Raw genomic sequence first — 14,561 nt, 5'->3', positions numbered from 1 at the left:
TATGAAAATTTGGAATCTTACTTTTTTATTTATTATTATGATGGTTGCTTGTTCGGAAGTAGATACTTCATCAGAGGAATTAGCATCAGCGTCTTCAATTAAACCAACTGAAGATAAAAAAATTATCGAACTAAGATTTGCACCCAACCCAAACAAGAATGCATATTTTGGAGATTTGCATGTTCACACTGCTAATTCTTTTGATGCTTATACTTTTGGAACAATTAGCTCTCCTGCGGATGCTTACCGATATGCTCAGGGTCAGGCAATTCCTCATCCTACCGGATATCAAATACAACTGAGTAGACCATTGGATTTTTATGCTGTCACAGATCATGCAGTGTTTTTGGGGTTGCTTAAGGAGTCAGCTGATACAAGCTCTGAATTTTCCCGCTATGACATAGCCAAACCTTTCCATAATCTTAATGATTCAGTTAGTAGTAGCTTTCTCTCAATTATGCAAAGAAGTAATCTTTTTCGACCTTTTGGACGTGCAGTTAATGATGGTCTAGAAAAAGGCACTATCGATAAATCATTAGTTGAAGAAGTCAGCCGTACTGTTTGGCAAGAGACTATAAAAGCAGCTGATGATGCTTATATACCTGGAATTTTTACTACTTTTGCTGGGTATGAATATACATCTAGTATTGATTTATACGAAAAATATTTACATAGGAATGTCATTTTTCGTGATACCAAAAGCTTACCGGCTAGACTTTTTTCTAGATTAGATAGTCAAGATCCAGAAAAATTATGGGACTGGATGGATAGGTTGAGAAATAATGGAGTTGAGAGTTTAGCCATACCTCATAACTCCAATATTTCAGGTGGGGCTACTTTTTCGTTGAATGATTATACTGGTGGTCCAATTGATGAAGCTTATGCAAAGAAACGCGCACTTAACGAACCATTAACAGAGATAACACAAGTTAAAGGAACTTCAGAGACCCACCCTTTGCTCTCTAAAAATGATGAATGGGCAGCTTTTGAAGCAAAAACAGGTCATGAAGGTGAAGAGATTATTAGTAATTTAAAAGGTAGTTATGTAAGAGATGCTTACTTGCGAGGCTTGACCTTGTCAGAAAAAGGTTTAACCAACCCATATAAATTTGGTTTGATAGGATCAAGTGATACTCATGTTGGGGGCGGTTCTGATAATGAAGAAGTATATTTTTCTAAAATTGGTCTTTTAGATGGCACAGCAGAACTAAGAGGGTCAATTCCCTTTAATAGATTCTATGGGGCTTTTTTAAGAGTATTCAGACCGAACGCCCTCGAAAAAATCGATGGAAGAAATTATTTGTCTATTAGTAAACGTCTGATCCATTGGTCAGCATCTGGTCTTGCAGGAGTGTGGGCGGAAGAAAATACTCGTGAAGCAATTTATGATGCTTTTAGACGCAAAGAAACATTCGCAACAAGCGGTCCAAGAATCAAGGTAAGATTTTTTGCAGGCTATGACTTAGAAAATTCTAATTTAGATGACCTTACTCTTATAGAAGATGCGTATGCCAAGAGTATTCCAATGGGTGGAACGCTTAATCTAGAGGGTAGTAAAAATCCTACATTTCTTGTTTGGGCGATTTCTGATCCTCTCGGAGCACCATTACAAAGAATTCAGATTATTAAAGGATGGTTAGAGGACGGAGAACATAAAGAGAAAGTATATGATGTTGCTTGTTCCGACGGATTAATAGTTGATAAAGAAACTAATCGATGTCCTGATAACGGAGCCAGTGTTGATCTTAGAGATTGTTCAATCAGTGCTGATTCTGGCGCTCGAGAATTAAAAAATTTCTGGCAGGATCCTGAATTTCTAAAAGATCAAGAAGCTTTTTATTATTCTAGAGTTCTTGAAAATCCCGTTTGTCGATGGTCAACTTGGGATGCTATTAGAAACGGGAAAATGCCTAGATCTGATATACCTTCAACTATGCAAGAAAGAGCTTGGTCTTCTCCTGTATGGTATCAAAGAGGACTTTAGTCAGATCTTGCTGAGATATATATAACTGATTTATATAACACCGCAGGAAGCATTATCCAAGGTATTTGGGTCTGAAACATCACGACTCTACCTTGAAATTCAAATAGTTGGGGATTAAAGAAATTCCCAGTTGGGATAAGTGGAGCCCAAGACAGATCTTTTCCTATCGCAAGTTGGTCGTGATAAAGAAAAAGCTCAACAAATAAATTTTGTGCAATACACCAAATGAGCAAGATAAAGAAACCACGCCAATGCCATTGATGAAATATGAGTAGATTTTTTCCCGTAAACCTCCACATTAACCAGAGGCCACCCAAACAAACTGTTCCAGCATCTGCAAGTGAATTCAAAATCCAATTAACATGAATGGGGATCCAGGTATTAATTGAAGGAGATCTTCTGATGATTACTGAGTCTCCATCAATCAATCCATAAGTGAACCAGATCTCCCAACCTAGAGCGCAAACTAAAAAAGCACTTATATAAATAAATGGCACCCATGAAGGAAGAGAGGATTTGTATCTCAATAATATAATCAAAGGAATAGATGCGCTAGTGTATACAATGAATATCACTCGAGCTTCTTCAAAAGTCATAATTAAATAATACTATGTATTCTGTCTAAAAAGATAGTTTAGGTTTTTGATAAAGGGGGTCTGATAATTTAAGTATCCTAGGTTTGAGGTATATCTATTAATATTCCAATTTAGAGTGTATTATTTTTAAGTATTTAACTAAGATAAAATGGCATTTAATCCAGGACCAATGCAGGTATTTCCTAACTTTTTTTCAACTAAAGAAGAAGTGTTAGATGATATTAAAAAACTAGATTTATGGCCAACAGTTTATGTCTCTGACAGGATGGACGAATTACCACCTCATTGGCATGATGTTGATAATTGCGGCTATGTCATGGAGGGTAAAAGTTATGTTTTGAATGAAAAAGGAGAAAGGTTTCTTCTGGCTGCAGGGACTAAATTACTCATTCCAGCCGGAGCTATTCATGCAGAAGGAAAAGTAGAAGAGAGAATGATTTATATTGTAGGTATTTCTGAGCCGGCTAATTTATTTGAAAAGTTAACATTGTTGGATCCAAAAGACAGCCCTTTGTATAAATTATGATTGATTTTGGCTTATGTTTTGCTTCACAGATAAGTGATATTGATTATATTGTAGAGGCAGAAAAACTCGGATTTGCTGATGCTTGGTTTGGAGATAGCCAGATGATTTGGTCAGATTGTTACGCTTGCTTAGCTATAGCATCTCAAAAAACTAAAAAAATAAATTTAGGTACTGGAGTAGCAGTCGCTGGAACGCGGCCTCCCTCTGTTCATGCATCAGCTATAGCTTCAATTAATCAATTAGCACCTGGTCGAACTTTCTTTGGAGTAGGTTCAGGAAATACTGCTATGAGGATTATGGGTCTTCCTCCCATGAGAATAAAAAAATTTGATAGATTCCTGAAAGAAGTAAAACCTCTTTTATCAGGAAAAGAGTCATTAATAGATAATGGAAAAAGTCAGAAGCTTATAAAGCATATTATGCAAGAAGATGGTTTTGTGAATTTTAAAGATCATATACCTATATATATTTCTGGTTTTGGACCTAAGTCTTTAGCTTTAGCAGGGAAATATGGCAATGGAGCAATAATATCATTACCACCTAGTTCGGGGGTGATGAAATTCTATTGGTCTATGATAGAACAAGGAGCTTCCTTAGATACCCAAAAAAATATAAAAGAAGATTTTACTCTTACAGCATTGACTGCTATCTCTATTCTAGATGAAGGAGAGAAGGTGGATTCAGATAGAGTTAAGACAGAATGTGGACCAATGGCTATGGCTTCAGTTCATTATGCATATGATCAATGGAGAAACTTTAATCAAGAACCTCCGGAATTTTTAAAAGAGATGTGGCCTGATTATATAAAGGTACTTTCAAAGATTCCCAAAAAAAGAATTCATCAAAGGATACATGCGGGTCACAATTGTTGGGTTTTGCCGGAAGAGGAAAAATTCTTAAACACTAAAATTCTACAATCGACTTGCCTTATAGGGACTAAAGATAATTTAATTGAAAGATTACGAGAATTTCATACTATGGGACTAGATAAAATAATGATTCTTCCTGGTCTCAAACCTAGATATGAAGTAATAAAAAGAATATCTCAAGACTTGATAGGGAATATTTAATTAATGTTGTAATATCAATTTAATAAAAATTTCAGGAAATATGAGTATAAAAATTTATAGTTGTGAAGGTTCTAGAGGGATGAGACCTATGTGGACTCTTGAAGAAATGAAAGTTGATTTTCAAGCGGAAATGTTGCCTTTTCCTCCAAGGGTGTTCTCTCCTGAATATCTAGAAGTAAATTCTTTAGGGACTATCCCTTATCTAGAGGACGGCAAGGTGCGGATGACTGAATCAGTTGGTATGTGTCAATATTTTGTTGAAAAGTATGGGCCAACAGATCTACAAGTCCTTCCTAATGAAGATGATTTTGCAGCCTACCTTAACTGGCTTACTCATTCAGATGCAACACTTACTTTTCCTCAAACTGTAGTTCTCAGATATACATTACAAGAACCTGGGGTTGCCGATGCTGCAGCTGAAGGTTATAGAAAATGGTTTGTATCAAGATTAAAATTACTAGAAAAAACTTTAGAAGATAGAGAATATTTGTGTTGCGATAGGTTAACTATTGCTGATATTTGTGTAAGTTATGCTATTTATCTAGCTTCTAGTTTAGGAATAGATCAAGCGTTTAAACCTAACATAAAAAGATGGACTGATATGCTTTTTGAACGGGAAGCTTTCAAAAAAGCAAAAAGCTATCGGCATCAAGAAAAGAATCCAGTTATAAAATAAAATACTTTTAATATGATAAAAATTATTTATTCTTTCATCATTACAGCTTCTTTAATTACTTTTTTATTAATTAGTCAAACCACTGTTTCTAATATGTTATGGTTGCTCAGTATTGATATGCCAGTCACTTTCTCCATCATCTTTTCAAGTCTACTGCACGATTTGTATAATATGAATGGAGGAGGAGCGATTCCCGTTATAGGGCTGGTATCGTTAGGCCTTTTCATAGCATTTCTAGTATCTAGAGTAATTTTAGTATGGGTCAATATAAACCATAAATATGCCTATGCTTTGGCAGGCGGATGCGCACTTGCGGCAATAGTGTTAATGATGCCCTTGGCCTTTTATAATTTAGATCTAATAGCTGGAGCTCGTTCTTTATATGGGAAAATTTACCTCATTTTTTCAGGGATATTAGGGGGTTATTTATTTGGATATTTGACTAAATCAAAGGAGGGCTAATATGAATTACCAAAAAAAGATCTTAACCGGACTATTTATTTTTTATTCTTTTCTTTCTCTGGCTGATAGCCACAAAGATGTTTATAAATTAGAGACTATAGTGGAAGGTTTAGATCATCCTTGGGGGATAACTTTTATATCGGAAGATGAAATATTAGTAACTGAGTTGTCTGGTCAACTTAGGCTTATAAAAGATGGAGTTTTATTAGAAGATCCTATTAAAGGAGTTCCAGAGGTATTATTTGCAGGCCAGGGAGGCTTATCTGAAATAATATTACATCCTAATTTTCAAGAAAATAGATATATTTATTTATCTTTTTCTGAAGTTGATCTTAACAATAAATTGAATACACTGAGAGTCATTAGAGCGAAACTTGAACAAAGGGCTTTAACTGAAATTAAAACAATTTTTAAGGCTACTCCGACTAGAAAAACAGCAGCTCATTATGGTGCTAGGTTGGTTTTTTTAGTGGATGGAACTCTTTTAATTACTTCAGGAGATGCTTTTAATCAACGAGAAAAAGCTCAATCATTAGATAACCATTTTGGTAAGATATTAAGATTAAATGATGATGGATCTATACCTAAAGATAACCCTTTTCTTTCTATTCCTGGAGCTTTGCCAGAGATATGGTCATATGGTCATAGAAATCCTCAAGGAATAATTGCTAGTCCAGACGGGAAAATTATTTTTGAACATGAGCATGGACCTATGGGCGGGGATGAGCTCAATATTATCAAGCCTGGGAAGAATTATGGTTGGCCAGCTATAACATATGGTTTGGATTATAGCGGTGCCATTATTTCCCCCTTTAAGAAAAAACCAGGAATGGAGCAACCTCAAAAATATTGGGTACCATCAATAGCCCCGTCTGGTATGACTTTTTATACGGGTAGTTTATTCCCAAAATGGAAAAATAGTTTATTTATTTCAGCACTTGTTCCAGGTGATGTTAGAAGGTTGAATCTAGATAGTGACGGAAACTTTTTAACTGAAGAAATACTATTTGAGACAGAAGGAAGGATAAGAAATATAGTGATGGCTCCTGATGGATCGCTAGTCATTGCAACAGATGGACCTAAAGGAAAACTCATAAGAGTAGTTCCTAATAATTAATTTAAAAATAAGGAGGCAATATGATTGCAAGAACGTTATCAGGTTTGATTGGATTGACAATGCTTTATACTTTTACTGGATGGGTTATTGACCCTTTGACAGCTGCAAAAGGATTAGATATGGATTTATTAGAAGGGCTGGGAAGAAGCTCTCAAGTGGGAGATTTTTCAGCTTTCTTTTTTACAGCAGGAATAATGGCATCTATAGGTGCGTTAAGAAATGAGCATGTTTGGTTATATGGACCTATTTTATTAATTGGTTCTGCTGCCTTGTTTAGATTCAATGCTTATATTTCTCATGGTGCATCCTTCCATTCTATTATTTATGCAGAATTAGTTATGACAGCTTTACTTATTATCTGTGTGTTATTGATGAAAAGGGAACTTAATCAGGTAGAATCATAAGAGATATATTTTTTAAAAAAGGTACCCCTTTTCAAATTCTAGTATGGGAAGAACTTAAAAAGATTCCGAAAGGTTCTACGAAGTCTTATAAAGAGATTGCTGTTGCAATAGGGCGTCCTTATTCAACAAGAGCAGTTGCGAATGCATGCGGTAAAAATCCATTTCCTATAGAAGTGCCATGCCATAGAGTGATCTGTTCGAATGGATCCATTGGAGGATATAGTGGGAAGGGCGGAGTAAAAACTAAAAGAAAGCTCTTAAAAAAAGAGGGAGTAAATCTTATTTAAATAAACCAAAAAACTTTCTTATTTCTTGGACATATATTTCTGGTTGTTCAAAAGCAGCAAAATGACCTCCTATTTCAAGTTCATTAAAGTATTTCAAGTTAGTAAATCTTTTCTTTGCCCATCGTTCAGATGCTCTAAATATTTCCTTAGGAAATATGCTAATTCCTGCAGGAATATTTATCTTATCTTGATTATTGTTAGTAAAACTTTCCCAATAAAGCCTTGCAGATGATGCACCGCTATTTGTAAGCCAATACATCATTACATTGTCTAGCAATTCATCTCTAGTTAAAATATTTTCTGGATGACCTTTACAATCAGTCCATTGATAAAACTTCTCTAATATCCATGCAGCTTGCCCTATAGGGGAATCAACGAGGCCATATCCCAGAGTTTGAGGTCTAGTACTTTGTTGCTTTGAATAACCAGAATCCCACTCTTGATAAAAACCCATATCTTTTAATGCAAGTTGCTCTTTTTCTGTCATATTTTCTAAAGTTTCTGGATCTGGAGAAGCAATTGCCATATTAAGGTGGATAGCCTTACAATGCCCTGGATCCTGTTTTCCTATTTCAGTTGTGACAAGGGCTCCCCAATCACCGCCTTGAGCAAAATATTGATCATAATCAAGTTCAGACATCAATTGACTCCAAACTTTAGCTATCTTTTCTGCACCCCAACCAGTTACTTTTGGTTTTCCAGAAAATCCATACCCAGGTAAAGATGGGGCTATGATGTGGAATGCATCTTTAGATTCCCCTCCATGATTTGTTGGTTCTGTTAAACGATTAATTACCTTATGAAATTCAATTATTGATCCTGGCCAACCATGCGTAATAAGCAATGGTCTGGCATCTTTGTGTGAAGATCTTTGATGTATAAAATGGATATCTACATTATCAAAGTTGGTTTTGAATTGTGCGAAGGTATTAAGTTTAGACTCACATTTCCTCCAATCATATTTTTCTAACCAGTAGGAACATATTTCTTTCATATAGGCCAAAGGTATTCCTTGACTCCAATCTCCTGGAGTTTCTTTATCGGGCCACCTTGTGTTAGATAATCTTGTATGCAAATTATCTAAATCTGCATCACTAATTTCTATTTTAAAAGGCTGAATACTCATTATGAATTAAGTTTGAATAGTTTTTAAGTTGATTGAAGAAACTTTGGTTGCGCCAACGAATAAAATATTTATCAAAGAATGAAGAATAAATAATTGTGATATCAAAAGAGTATTTGATACTAGTTCTGTTCCCATAAGGACAAAGATTACAAAAGAAGATCTTAAAAATTCTAACCAAAGACCCATTTTATTGTTCATCATCACAATTGAGGTACTAGTCGTGATGGTTAAGAGTAAGAATCCAAATATGAATGTTTCCATATATGTTTGGTTAGAAAGAGTTACAAATATGACTCCAAATAAAGGCAATAAAGCAGCAAGCTGGATCCAAGAAAACCAAGTATGAATTTTATTCATCTCAGGGTTATATTTATCTTTTAAATCTATATTCTCAGGATTACTAGGGAAAAGAACAGCTACATCATTGGGCCTCCAACTAGTTTTCGATATCCAGACTCTCAATTTATCTTTCCAGTTTTGTGTATAAAAACTATCTTTTGCCATTTGACTAAAAATTTCAATATTTGCCCATACTGGATTCCAACTTCTAATGGGTTTTACAGTTCCAAAAACCGGCTTCAAGTTATCCCTTTCCTCTATGTAAGTACCAAAAATTCTATCCCAAAGAATAAAAACTCCTCCATAGTTTGCATCTATGTATTCTTTATTTTTTGCATGATGAATTCTATGATTAGAAGGTGTAATAAATATTTTTTCCATCCATCCAAGTTTCGGAATATGTTCGGTATGAACCCAAAATTGGTAAATTAAATTTAGGCCTCCCACAGCTACAAAAACCTGAACCGGTATCCCAATTATTATCATTGGAAGAAAGAATATCCATTTCCATAAAAAGCCGGTACTAGTTTGGCGCATTGCGGTTGATAGATTGAATTCTTCGCCGTGATGATGGACAACATGAGTTCCCCAGAGGAATTTATATTCATGATGCATTCTATGCATCCAATAATAACAAAGGTCATAAAGTACGAAAGCTAAGATTATTGTAATCCAACTATTTATAGGCATTATTTTTAAATTAAATGAATTAGCAATTAATGTAAAAGTAGCAGCTTGAAAACCTAAATTGAGAATAGGAATGAATCTGCTAACTAAACCAAGACCAATGCTCATAAAAGTATCATTTAATCTGTAGTTATTTTTTTTTGTTAGAACTCCATACAGAAATTCTTTGAAAACTAAAAGAAAGAAAATAGGTATAACTAGGAAGATTAAGTTTGATTTGTCCATTCTAATTTTTGTGTGGGTGAATTGAACAGAATTCTTGCAAAGATTACAAGGATTAAGCTCTTTTTATGGATAAACCTCCATCCACTGGAAGGATGGCTCCATTAATAAACGATGACGAGGGAAGACATAGATTCAGCGTTGCATGTGCTACTTCTTGAGGTTCACCATATCTATTTAAAGGAACTCTTCTTCGAGCATATTTTTTTTTCTTATCACCCTCAATTCCTGCAGTCATATTTGTATTGATTGGACCTGGGCAGATGCAATTTACTGTTACTCCTTTAGGTCCTAATTCTACAGCCAAGGATCTTGTTAGACCTATTACTCCATGTTTGGCAGAGGTGTAAGGGCTATGCAAGGGAGTGGCGCCAAAGCCTTCTGTGGAAGATATATTAACAATTCTTGGGCAGGATGATTTTAAAATATAAGGAAGGGTAGCTTTAATTACTTTCATTTGACCTGTTAAAAGAACGTCGATAGTTCTATTCCATTTAGATTCATATTCTAAATCTTCAAAAGAAGTTGGAAAGGCTACACCAGCATTATTAATTAAGATATCTATATTTTTATGACGCTTTATAATCCTATTTATTACACTATTTATATTATTACTTTTAGTTACATCTAATACATGACCTTCACAGACTCCTAGATTTTTAGAGATTTCTTCAACAACATTTTCTAAACCCTTTTTATCTATGTCTGTAGCAATTACAGTAGCTCCAGCATCGGCAAACACTTCAGCAGTTGCTTTTCCCATACCGCTAGAAGCTCCAGTTATAATAACAACTAATCCCTGAACTGATCTTGATAATTTCTCATACATGTTTTTTAATTCTATAAGTATTAGTAAATTATAGATATTAATTTAGAATGAGCTTTTTTAAATAAAACAGGACTTATAAGGAGTAATGAAAAAAGAATTAGCAAGTATTAACCAAGAAGGGGAGGTTTCAGTCATCACATTAGATGATGGAAAGGCCAATGTATTTTCTATAGATATGATTAAGGCAGTAGATAAGCTTTTAGATAAAGTTCCAGTTGAAAAAGGTTCTTTACTAATTACTGGAAGAGAAGGGATGTTTTCAGGAGGTTTTGATTTAAAGGTCATGGCAGCAGGAAATATTGATGATATATCAAATATGGTGAAAGCTGGATTTACGCTTTTAGCGAGGATTTATGGTTTTCCTAGGCCAGTAGTTATTGCTTGTAGTGGTCATGGCATAGCTTTGGGAGCTTTTTTACTTTGTTGTGCAGATTACAGATTTGGAGCAAAGGGCGACTTTATTATAGGAGCTAATGAAGTTAGAAATAAGATGTCTGTTCCTGCACCAATTTTAGAAATATCCAAATCTAGAATTGTGAAAACACATTGGTTTAGAGCTATTCTTAATGCAGAAATGTATCCTATCTCGAAAGCAGTTGAGCCAGGTTATTTAGATGAAGTTGTGGAGGCAGAAGCCTTAATATCTAAGGCTTTAGAAAAGGCAAACGATTTAGCAACTTTAGATCATCCCGGCTATAAAATAACCAAGGATCTAGATCAAGTAGATATTTTAGGAAGAATAAATAAAGCAATAAATGGTTAATTTAAAAAAAAAATTAAAATTTCCTTTCTTAGTTCTAGCTTTTTGTTAATCTACGCGACCTTGGGGCCATAGCTCAGATGGGAGAGCGCTTGCCTTGCACGCAGGAGGTCGTCGGTTCGATCCCGACTGGCTCCACCAAGTTTTAGTTTAATATTAATTCCGCCACTTCTCTTAATTTATCCTTACTATGGGTAGCAACAAGAATGGAAGTAACGGGGGTCTCTTTCCAGGCATCTAACCTATCTTTGATTCTTTCTATAGGGCCAACTAAAGATATTTCGTCAGCAAATTGGTCAGGAACTGCAATGGCTGCTTCAGTTCTTTTACCTTCTAAGAATAATTTCTGAATATTTTTAGCTTCTTTTTCAAATCCCATTCTTCCCATTAATTCAGTATGAAAATTCCTTTTTGCAGCTCCCATACCTCCTATATAAAGTGCTAAAGTATTTTTAATAGGTAGGAGGCCTTTTTCTAGATCATCACATATGCTGATGGTAACGCCTGCTGAAATCTCAAAATTATCATTAGCACCCTTTAATTGGTCTGCATAAACTTCCTGCCTATAAGGTGAGTAATAAAGTGGGAGCCATCCATCTGCTATTTCTGCTGTCATGGTTACATTTTTTGGTCCTTCTGCTCCTAGAAAAATTGGTAAATCTTTTCTGAGAGGATGGGTTATAGATTTTAAAGGTTTACCTAAATTCCAACTTCCCTCATTTTTATAGGGAAGAGGATAGTGCACCCCGTCATTTTGAACTGGCTCTTTTCGGTCTAGTACTTGTCTAATTATATTTACGTATTCTCTGGTTCTAGATAATGGTTTAGAAAAAGGTTGACCATACCAACCTTCAACTACTTGTGGACCAGAAACGCCAAGACCCAGAATCATTCTTCCTAATGAAAGATGGTCAAGTGTCAATGCAGCCATTGCTGTAGCAGCAGGAGTTCTTGCTGATATTTGAGCTATACCAGTTCCTAGTCGAATTTTTTTTGTATGCGCCCCTATCCAACTTAAGGGAGTAAAAACATCTGATCCCCATGCTTCTGCAGTCCATATAGAATCAAAACCTAAGGCTTCAGCTTCTTTTGCAATGCCAATAATATCTTCTGTTGGTTGAGCTCCAAAGTATCCTATTTGGACCCCTAGTTTTAAATTTTTCATTTTATGTTTTAAGTGTTTTATTAATTTTACCTAATTCTTCTTCAATTATAATTATTAATTTAATCTTTTAATTTTATCTGAAGGATATTAAGCTCCTATCTCAAAATTATGATCACAAAATTTAAAGGACATGATGACCTTGTTTTAGCAGGTGATCTTTATGGATCAGAATTAGATCCTTTAGTTCTTTTATTACATGGCGGAGGTCAAACAAGACATGCTTGGGGAGGAACAGCAAAGAAATTTGTTCGAGAAGGATTTCAAGTTTTATCTTTAGATTTGAGAGGACATGGAGATAGCGAGTGGCACCCAAAAGGAGATTATTCAATTAGTTCACATAAAAAGGATGTAGTTAGCATTCTAGAATTCTTAGATAAACCAGCTTTTTTAGTAGGAGCTTCTTTGGGAGGAATGATTTCATTATCTTTGGCTGGCGATGAAGAAAAGAGTGACTTTTGTAAAGCCTTAGTAATGGTGGATATAGGTCTTTATCCTGACCCAAAAGGTGCAGATAAAGTTGTAGGTTTTATGCAATCAGGAAAAAAAGGTTTTGCCAGTATAGATGATGCAGCTAATGCAGTATCAAGTTATTTACCTCATAGAAAAAGACCGAGAGATACTAAAGGTCTAAGTAAAAATCTAAGGTTAAAGGAGGATGGTCGATATTATTGGCACTGGGACCCTTTATTTATAAACAGAAGATCTAGTTCATATGATGATTTTCAGGAAGAGCAGGTTAACGCAGCGTCTAGAGTTATATCTCCTACTTTGTTAGTCAGGGGAGCATTGAGCGATGTTCTGACTGAAGTGGACGTAGAAAAATTTTTAAGCATTATTAAACATTCTGAATTTATAGAGATAAGAGACGCTGCTCATATGATAGCAGGAGATAGAAATGATATCTTTGCTGAATCAGCTCTAAGTTTTTTAAAAAAGCATTCATAGTAAATATCAGACTCTGATAAAATCACTTCATGTTTGTAGTCGGATTAACTGGAGGTATAGGCAGTGGAAAGACTGCGGCTTCCGAAGAATTTAAGAAGCTAGGAGTAGATATTGTGGATGCTGACCAGGCTTCAAGAGAAGTTGTAAAACCAGGTATGCCCAGTTTGTTAGAAATTAAATCACACTTTGGAAGTGAGATTCTTCAAGATGGCTTTTTAAATAGAGCAAAACTTAGAGAGATCATCTTCGCCAATTCAGTTGAAAAGAAATGGCTAGAAGAACTTCTTCATCCTAGAATAAATAGTTTTCTTAGTTCTGCCTTGAAGGACTCACACTCTGAATACAGTATTTTAGTTTCACCCCTTTTATTAGAAACAAATCAATTAGAATATTGTTCAAGAATTTTGATTATAGACTCTGAAGAGGAGAAACAGATAAAAAGAACCGTCCTTAGAGATAATGTTTCAAAAGATCAGGTAGTCAGCATAATGGGATCTCAAATGACAAGAAATCAGAGGCTTGCTAAAGCTGATGATGTTTTATTTAATAATGGTGACCTAAAAGAACTGAAGATAAAAGTAAGAGAGTTCCATGAAATTTACTTGAAATTATGCCAATAAATAAACTCACCAAGACAGTAAAGTGCCCAGAATGTAACTCATTATCAGAGTGGTCAAAAAAAAATATTTATAGACCTTTTTGTTCTAAAAGATGCCAATTACTTGATCTAGGTGCTTGGACAAATGAGATGCATAAGATTCCTGGGGATTCTTTAAATGAAAGTATTTTAGATGATCCAGAAAAAGCCTAAGATTTAAAAAAAACTAATACCAGCTATACCATATGCCCCATTTTTTTTGGCCGTATTTAAATCCGATAAACTCATTCCTCCTAAGGCAAACACAGGGATTTTGCATAAGTTGCTTAATTTTTTAAAATTTTTCCAGCCAAGAGGTTGCAAACTTTCATGAGATCTTGTCTCTAGAACTGGAGATAGATAAATATAATTTAGATTGAGTATATTAGCCTTATGAACTTGTTCTAGGTTATGACAAGAAGCACCAATAATAGGAATATCGGGAAGACCTTCTTTATTAACTTTCATTAAATCAGCTGATGTTAGATGAAGGCCCTCAACTTTTTTGATATTTATTTTATTATGAAATGAATTTACAACTAGTTTTAAGTTATATTTCGAGCACATTTCTTTAGCATTTAATAGTTGTCTTTTTTGATCATCCAGATCTAAGTTCTTCATTCTGAATTGGATAATCTTCAAATTCCTTGATGATAGCAATTTAATGAAATTATGAAGGTCTTCTTTTTCTAATAAACTCTCTGAAATAGTGAATATCTCAGGCATCAC

Annotated in this window: 18 protein-coding genes and 1 tRNA gene; 13 read left to right on the top strand and 6 right to left on the bottom strand. The window is 34.8% G+C overall.

Annotation, left to right across the window (positions count from 1 at the left end):
• Window position 1: 1 nt before the first annotated feature.
• Window positions 2-1,984, top strand: coding sequence for a DUF3604 domain-containing protein (locus tag P8J93_05680; protein MDG2061285.1), 1,983 nt, complete (start codon window positions 2-4; stop codon window positions 1,982-1,984).
• Here the strand turns inward: P8J93_05680 and P8J93_05675 are convergent.
• Window positions 1,981-2,580 (bottom strand): hypothetical protein, encoded by a 600-nt coding sequence (locus tag P8J93_05675; protein ID MDG2061284.1) that lies wholly within the window; start codon window positions 2,578-2,580, stop codon window positions 1,981-1,983. The genes P8J93_05680 and P8J93_05675 overlap by 4 nt on opposite strands.
• Window positions 2,581-2,728: 148 nt before the next feature.
• On the opposite strand from P8J93_05675, the gene P8J93_05670 reads away from it, so the two are divergent.
• The 7 genes from P8J93_05670 to P8J93_05640 are packed head-to-tail and all read left to right on the top strand — an operon-like array spanning window position 2,729 to window position 7,122.
• On the top strand, window positions 2,729-3,106 hold the full coding sequence (locus P8J93_05670; GenBank protein MDG2061283.1) for a cupin domain-containing protein: 378 nt from the start codon (window positions 2,729-2,731) through the stop codon (window positions 3,104-3,106).
• Window positions 3,103-4,176 carry an LLM class flavin-dependent oxidoreductase gene (locus P8J93_05665; protein ID MDG2061282.1) on the top strand — a complete coding sequence of 358 codons (1,074 nt, stop codon included), beginning with the start codon at window positions 3,103-3,105 and terminating at the stop codon, window positions 4,174-4,176. The genes P8J93_05670 and P8J93_05665 overlap by 4 nt, the downstream gene beginning before the upstream one ends.
• 40 nt (window positions 4,177-4,216) lie before the next feature.
• Window positions 4,217-4,852: a glutathione S-transferase family protein gene (locus tag P8J93_05660; protein ID MDG2061281.1), complete on the top strand. Its 636-nt coding sequence runs from the start codon at window positions 4,217-4,219 to the stop codon at window positions 4,850-4,852.
• A gap of 12 nt (window positions 4,853-4,864) precedes the next feature.
• A complete protein-coding gene (locus tag P8J93_05655; protein ID MDG2061280.1) occupies window positions 4,865-5,314 on the top strand; it encodes a hypothetical protein in 450 nt (149 codons plus the stop codon).
• A gap of 1 nt (window position 5,315) precedes the next feature.
• Window positions 5,316-6,431, top strand: coding sequence for a PQQ-dependent sugar dehydrogenase (locus P8J93_05650; GenBank protein MDG2061279.1), 1,116 nt, complete (start codon window positions 5,316-5,318; stop codon window positions 6,429-6,431).
• A gap of 20 nt (window positions 6,432-6,451) precedes the next feature.
• Entirely contained in the window at window positions 6,452-6,835 is a 384-nt protein-coding gene (locus P8J93_05645; GenBank protein MDG2061278.1) for a hypothetical protein, read from the top strand.
• A 5-nt stretch (window positions 6,836-6,840) separates the two neighbouring features.
• On the top strand, window positions 6,841-7,122 hold the full coding sequence (locus P8J93_05640; GenBank protein ID MDG2061277.1) for an MGMT family protein: 282 nt from the start codon (window positions 6,841-6,843) through the stop codon (window positions 7,120-7,122).
• Here P8J93_05640 and P8J93_05635 read toward each other — a convergent pair.
• Genes P8J93_05635 through P8J93_05625 form a run of 3 tightly spaced genes read right to left on the bottom strand, consistent with a single transcriptional unit; the run spans window position 7,115 to window position 10,325 of the window.
• Window positions 7,115-8,248 carry an epoxide hydrolase gene (locus P8J93_05635; protein MDG2061276.1) on the bottom strand — a complete coding sequence of 378 codons (1,134 nt, stop codon included), beginning with the start codon at window positions 8,246-8,248 and terminating at the stop codon, window positions 7,115-7,117. The two genes, P8J93_05640 and P8J93_05635, sit on opposite strands and share 8 nt — an antisense overlap.
• Window positions 8,249-8,254: 6 nt before the next feature.
• Window positions 8,255-9,499 (bottom strand): sterol desaturase family protein, encoded by a 1,245-nt coding sequence (locus P8J93_05630; protein MDG2061275.1) that lies wholly within the window; start codon window positions 9,497-9,499, stop codon window positions 8,255-8,257.
• A gap of 52 nt (window positions 9,500-9,551) precedes the next feature.
• Window positions 9,552-10,325, bottom strand: a complete 774-nt coding sequence (locus tag P8J93_05625; protein ID MDG2061274.1) for an SDR family NAD(P)-dependent oxidoreductase — start codon at window positions 10,323-10,325, stop codon at window positions 9,552-9,554.
• Window positions 10,326-10,410: 85 nt separating this feature from the next.
• Between P8J93_05625 and P8J93_05620 the strand changes: the two genes are divergently transcribed.
• Both P8J93_05620 and P8J93_05615 read left to right on the top strand, forming a co-directional pair.
• Window positions 10,411-11,088 (top strand): crotonase/enoyl-CoA hydratase family protein, encoded by a 678-nt coding sequence (locus tag P8J93_05620; protein MDG2061273.1) that lies wholly within the window; start codon window positions 10,411-10,413, stop codon window positions 11,086-11,088.
• A gap of 62 nt (window positions 11,089-11,150) precedes the next feature.
• Window positions 11,151-11,226: transfer RNA gene (locus tag P8J93_05615), tRNA-Ala, on the top strand.
• A gap of 4 nt (window positions 11,227-11,230) precedes the next feature.
• Here the strand turns inward: P8J93_05615 and P8J93_05610 are convergent.
• Window positions 11,231-12,250: an LLM class F420-dependent oxidoreductase gene (locus P8J93_05610; GenBank protein MDG2061272.1), complete on the bottom strand. Its 1,020-nt coding sequence runs from the start codon at window positions 12,248-12,250 to the stop codon at window positions 11,231-11,233.
• A 108-nt stretch (window positions 12,251-12,358) separates the two neighbouring features.
• Between P8J93_05610 and P8J93_05605 the strand changes: the two genes are divergently transcribed.
• Genes P8J93_05605 through yacG form a run of 3 tightly spaced genes read left to right on the top strand, consistent with a single transcriptional unit; the run spans window position 12,359 to window position 14,006 of the window.
• Complete coding sequence (locus P8J93_05605) at window positions 12,359-13,195, top strand: alpha/beta hydrolase (GenBank protein MDG2061271.1); 837 nt, start codon at window positions 12,359-12,361, stop codon at window positions 13,193-13,195.
• Between the two features lie 29 nt (window positions 13,196-13,224).
• Complete coding sequence (coaE, locus tag P8J93_05600; protein ID MDG2061270.1) at window positions 13,225-13,815, top strand: dephospho-CoA kinase; 591 nt, start codon at window positions 13,225-13,227, stop codon at window positions 13,813-13,815.
• Window positions 13,806-14,006 (top strand): DNA gyrase inhibitor YacG, encoded by a 201-nt coding sequence (yacG, locus tag P8J93_05595; protein MDG2061269.1) that lies wholly within the window; start codon window positions 13,806-13,808, stop codon window positions 14,004-14,006. The genes coaE and yacG overlap by 10 nt, the downstream gene beginning before the upstream one ends.
• Window positions 14,007-14,009: 3 nt before the next feature.
• On the opposite strand, the gene P8J93_05590 is transcribed toward yacG, so the two are convergent.
• On the bottom strand, window positions 14,010-14,558 hold the full coding sequence (locus P8J93_05590; protein ID MDG2061268.1) for a thiamine phosphate synthase: 549 nt from the start codon (window positions 14,556-14,558) through the stop codon (window positions 14,010-14,012).
• Window positions 14,559-14,561 lie beyond the last annotated feature (3 nt).

This window comes from SAR86 cluster bacterium, from assembly GCA_029268615.1.
In the GTDB taxonomy this organism is placed as follows: Bacteria; Pseudomonadota; Gammaproteobacteria; order Magnimaribacterales; family Magnimaribacteraceae; genus JAQWNM01.
Note: the sequence above shows the minus strand (reverse complement) of the source record. Positions and strands in the feature narration are given on the sequence as shown.

Coding starts and splice junctions, on each gene's coding strand:
- P8J93_05675 (MDG2061284.1), bottom strand. CDS start 2,580: ATGACTTTTGAAGAAGCTCGAGTGATATTCATTGTATACACTAGCGCA.
- P8J93_05590 (MDG2061268.1), bottom strand. CDS start 14,558: ATGCCTGAGATATTCACTATTTCAGAGAGTTTATTAGAAAAAGAAGAC.
- yacG (MDG2061269.1), top strand. CDS start 13,806: ATGCCAATAAATAAACTCACCAAGACAGTAAAGTGCCCAGAATGTAAC.
- coaE (MDG2061270.1), top strand. CDS start 13,225: ATGTTTGTAGTCGGATTAACTGGAGGTATAGGCAGTGGAAAGACTGCG.
- P8J93_05665 (MDG2061282.1), top strand. CDS start 3,103: ATGATTGATTTTGGCTTATGTTTTGCTTCACAGATAAGTGATATTGAT.
- P8J93_05625 (MDG2061274.1), bottom strand. CDS start 10,325: ATGTATGAGAAATTATCAAGATCAGTTCAGGGATTAGTTGTTATTATA.
- P8J93_05650 (MDG2061279.1), top strand. CDS start 5,316: ATGAATTACCAAAAAAAGATCTTAACCGGACTATTTATTTTTTATTCT.
- P8J93_05630 (MDG2061275.1), bottom strand. CDS start 9,499: ATGGACAAATCAAACTTAATCTTCCTAGTTATACCTATTTTCTTTCTT.
- P8J93_05660 (MDG2061281.1), top strand. CDS start 4,217: ATGAGTATAAAAATTTATAGTTGTGAAGGTTCTAGAGGGATGAGACCT.
- P8J93_05670 (MDG2061283.1), top strand. CDS start 2,729: ATGGCATTTAATCCAGGACCAATGCAGGTATTTCCTAACTTTTTTTCA.
- P8J93_05620 (MDG2061273.1), top strand. CDS start 10,411: ATGAAAAAAGAATTAGCAAGTATTAACCAAGAAGGGGAGGTTTCAGTC.
- P8J93_05610 (MDG2061272.1), bottom strand. CDS start 12,250: ATGAAAAATTTAAAACTAGGGGTCCAAATAGGATACTTTGGAGCTCAA.
- P8J93_05655 (MDG2061280.1), top strand. CDS start 4,865: ATGATAAAAATTATTTATTCTTTCATCATTACAGCTTCTTTAATTACT.
- P8J93_05645 (MDG2061278.1), top strand. CDS start 6,452: ATGATTGCAAGAACGTTATCAGGTTTGATTGGATTGACAATGCTTTAT.
- P8J93_05680 (MDG2061285.1), top strand. CDS start 2: ATGAAAATTTGGAATCTTACTTTTTTATTTATTATTATGATGGTTGCT.
- P8J93_05605 (MDG2061271.1), top strand. CDS start 12,359: ATGATCACAAAATTTAAAGGACATGATGACCTTGTTTTAGCAGGTGAT.
- P8J93_05635 (MDG2061276.1), bottom strand. CDS start 8,248: ATGAGTATTCAGCCTTTTAAAATAGAAATTAGTGATGCAGATTTAGAT.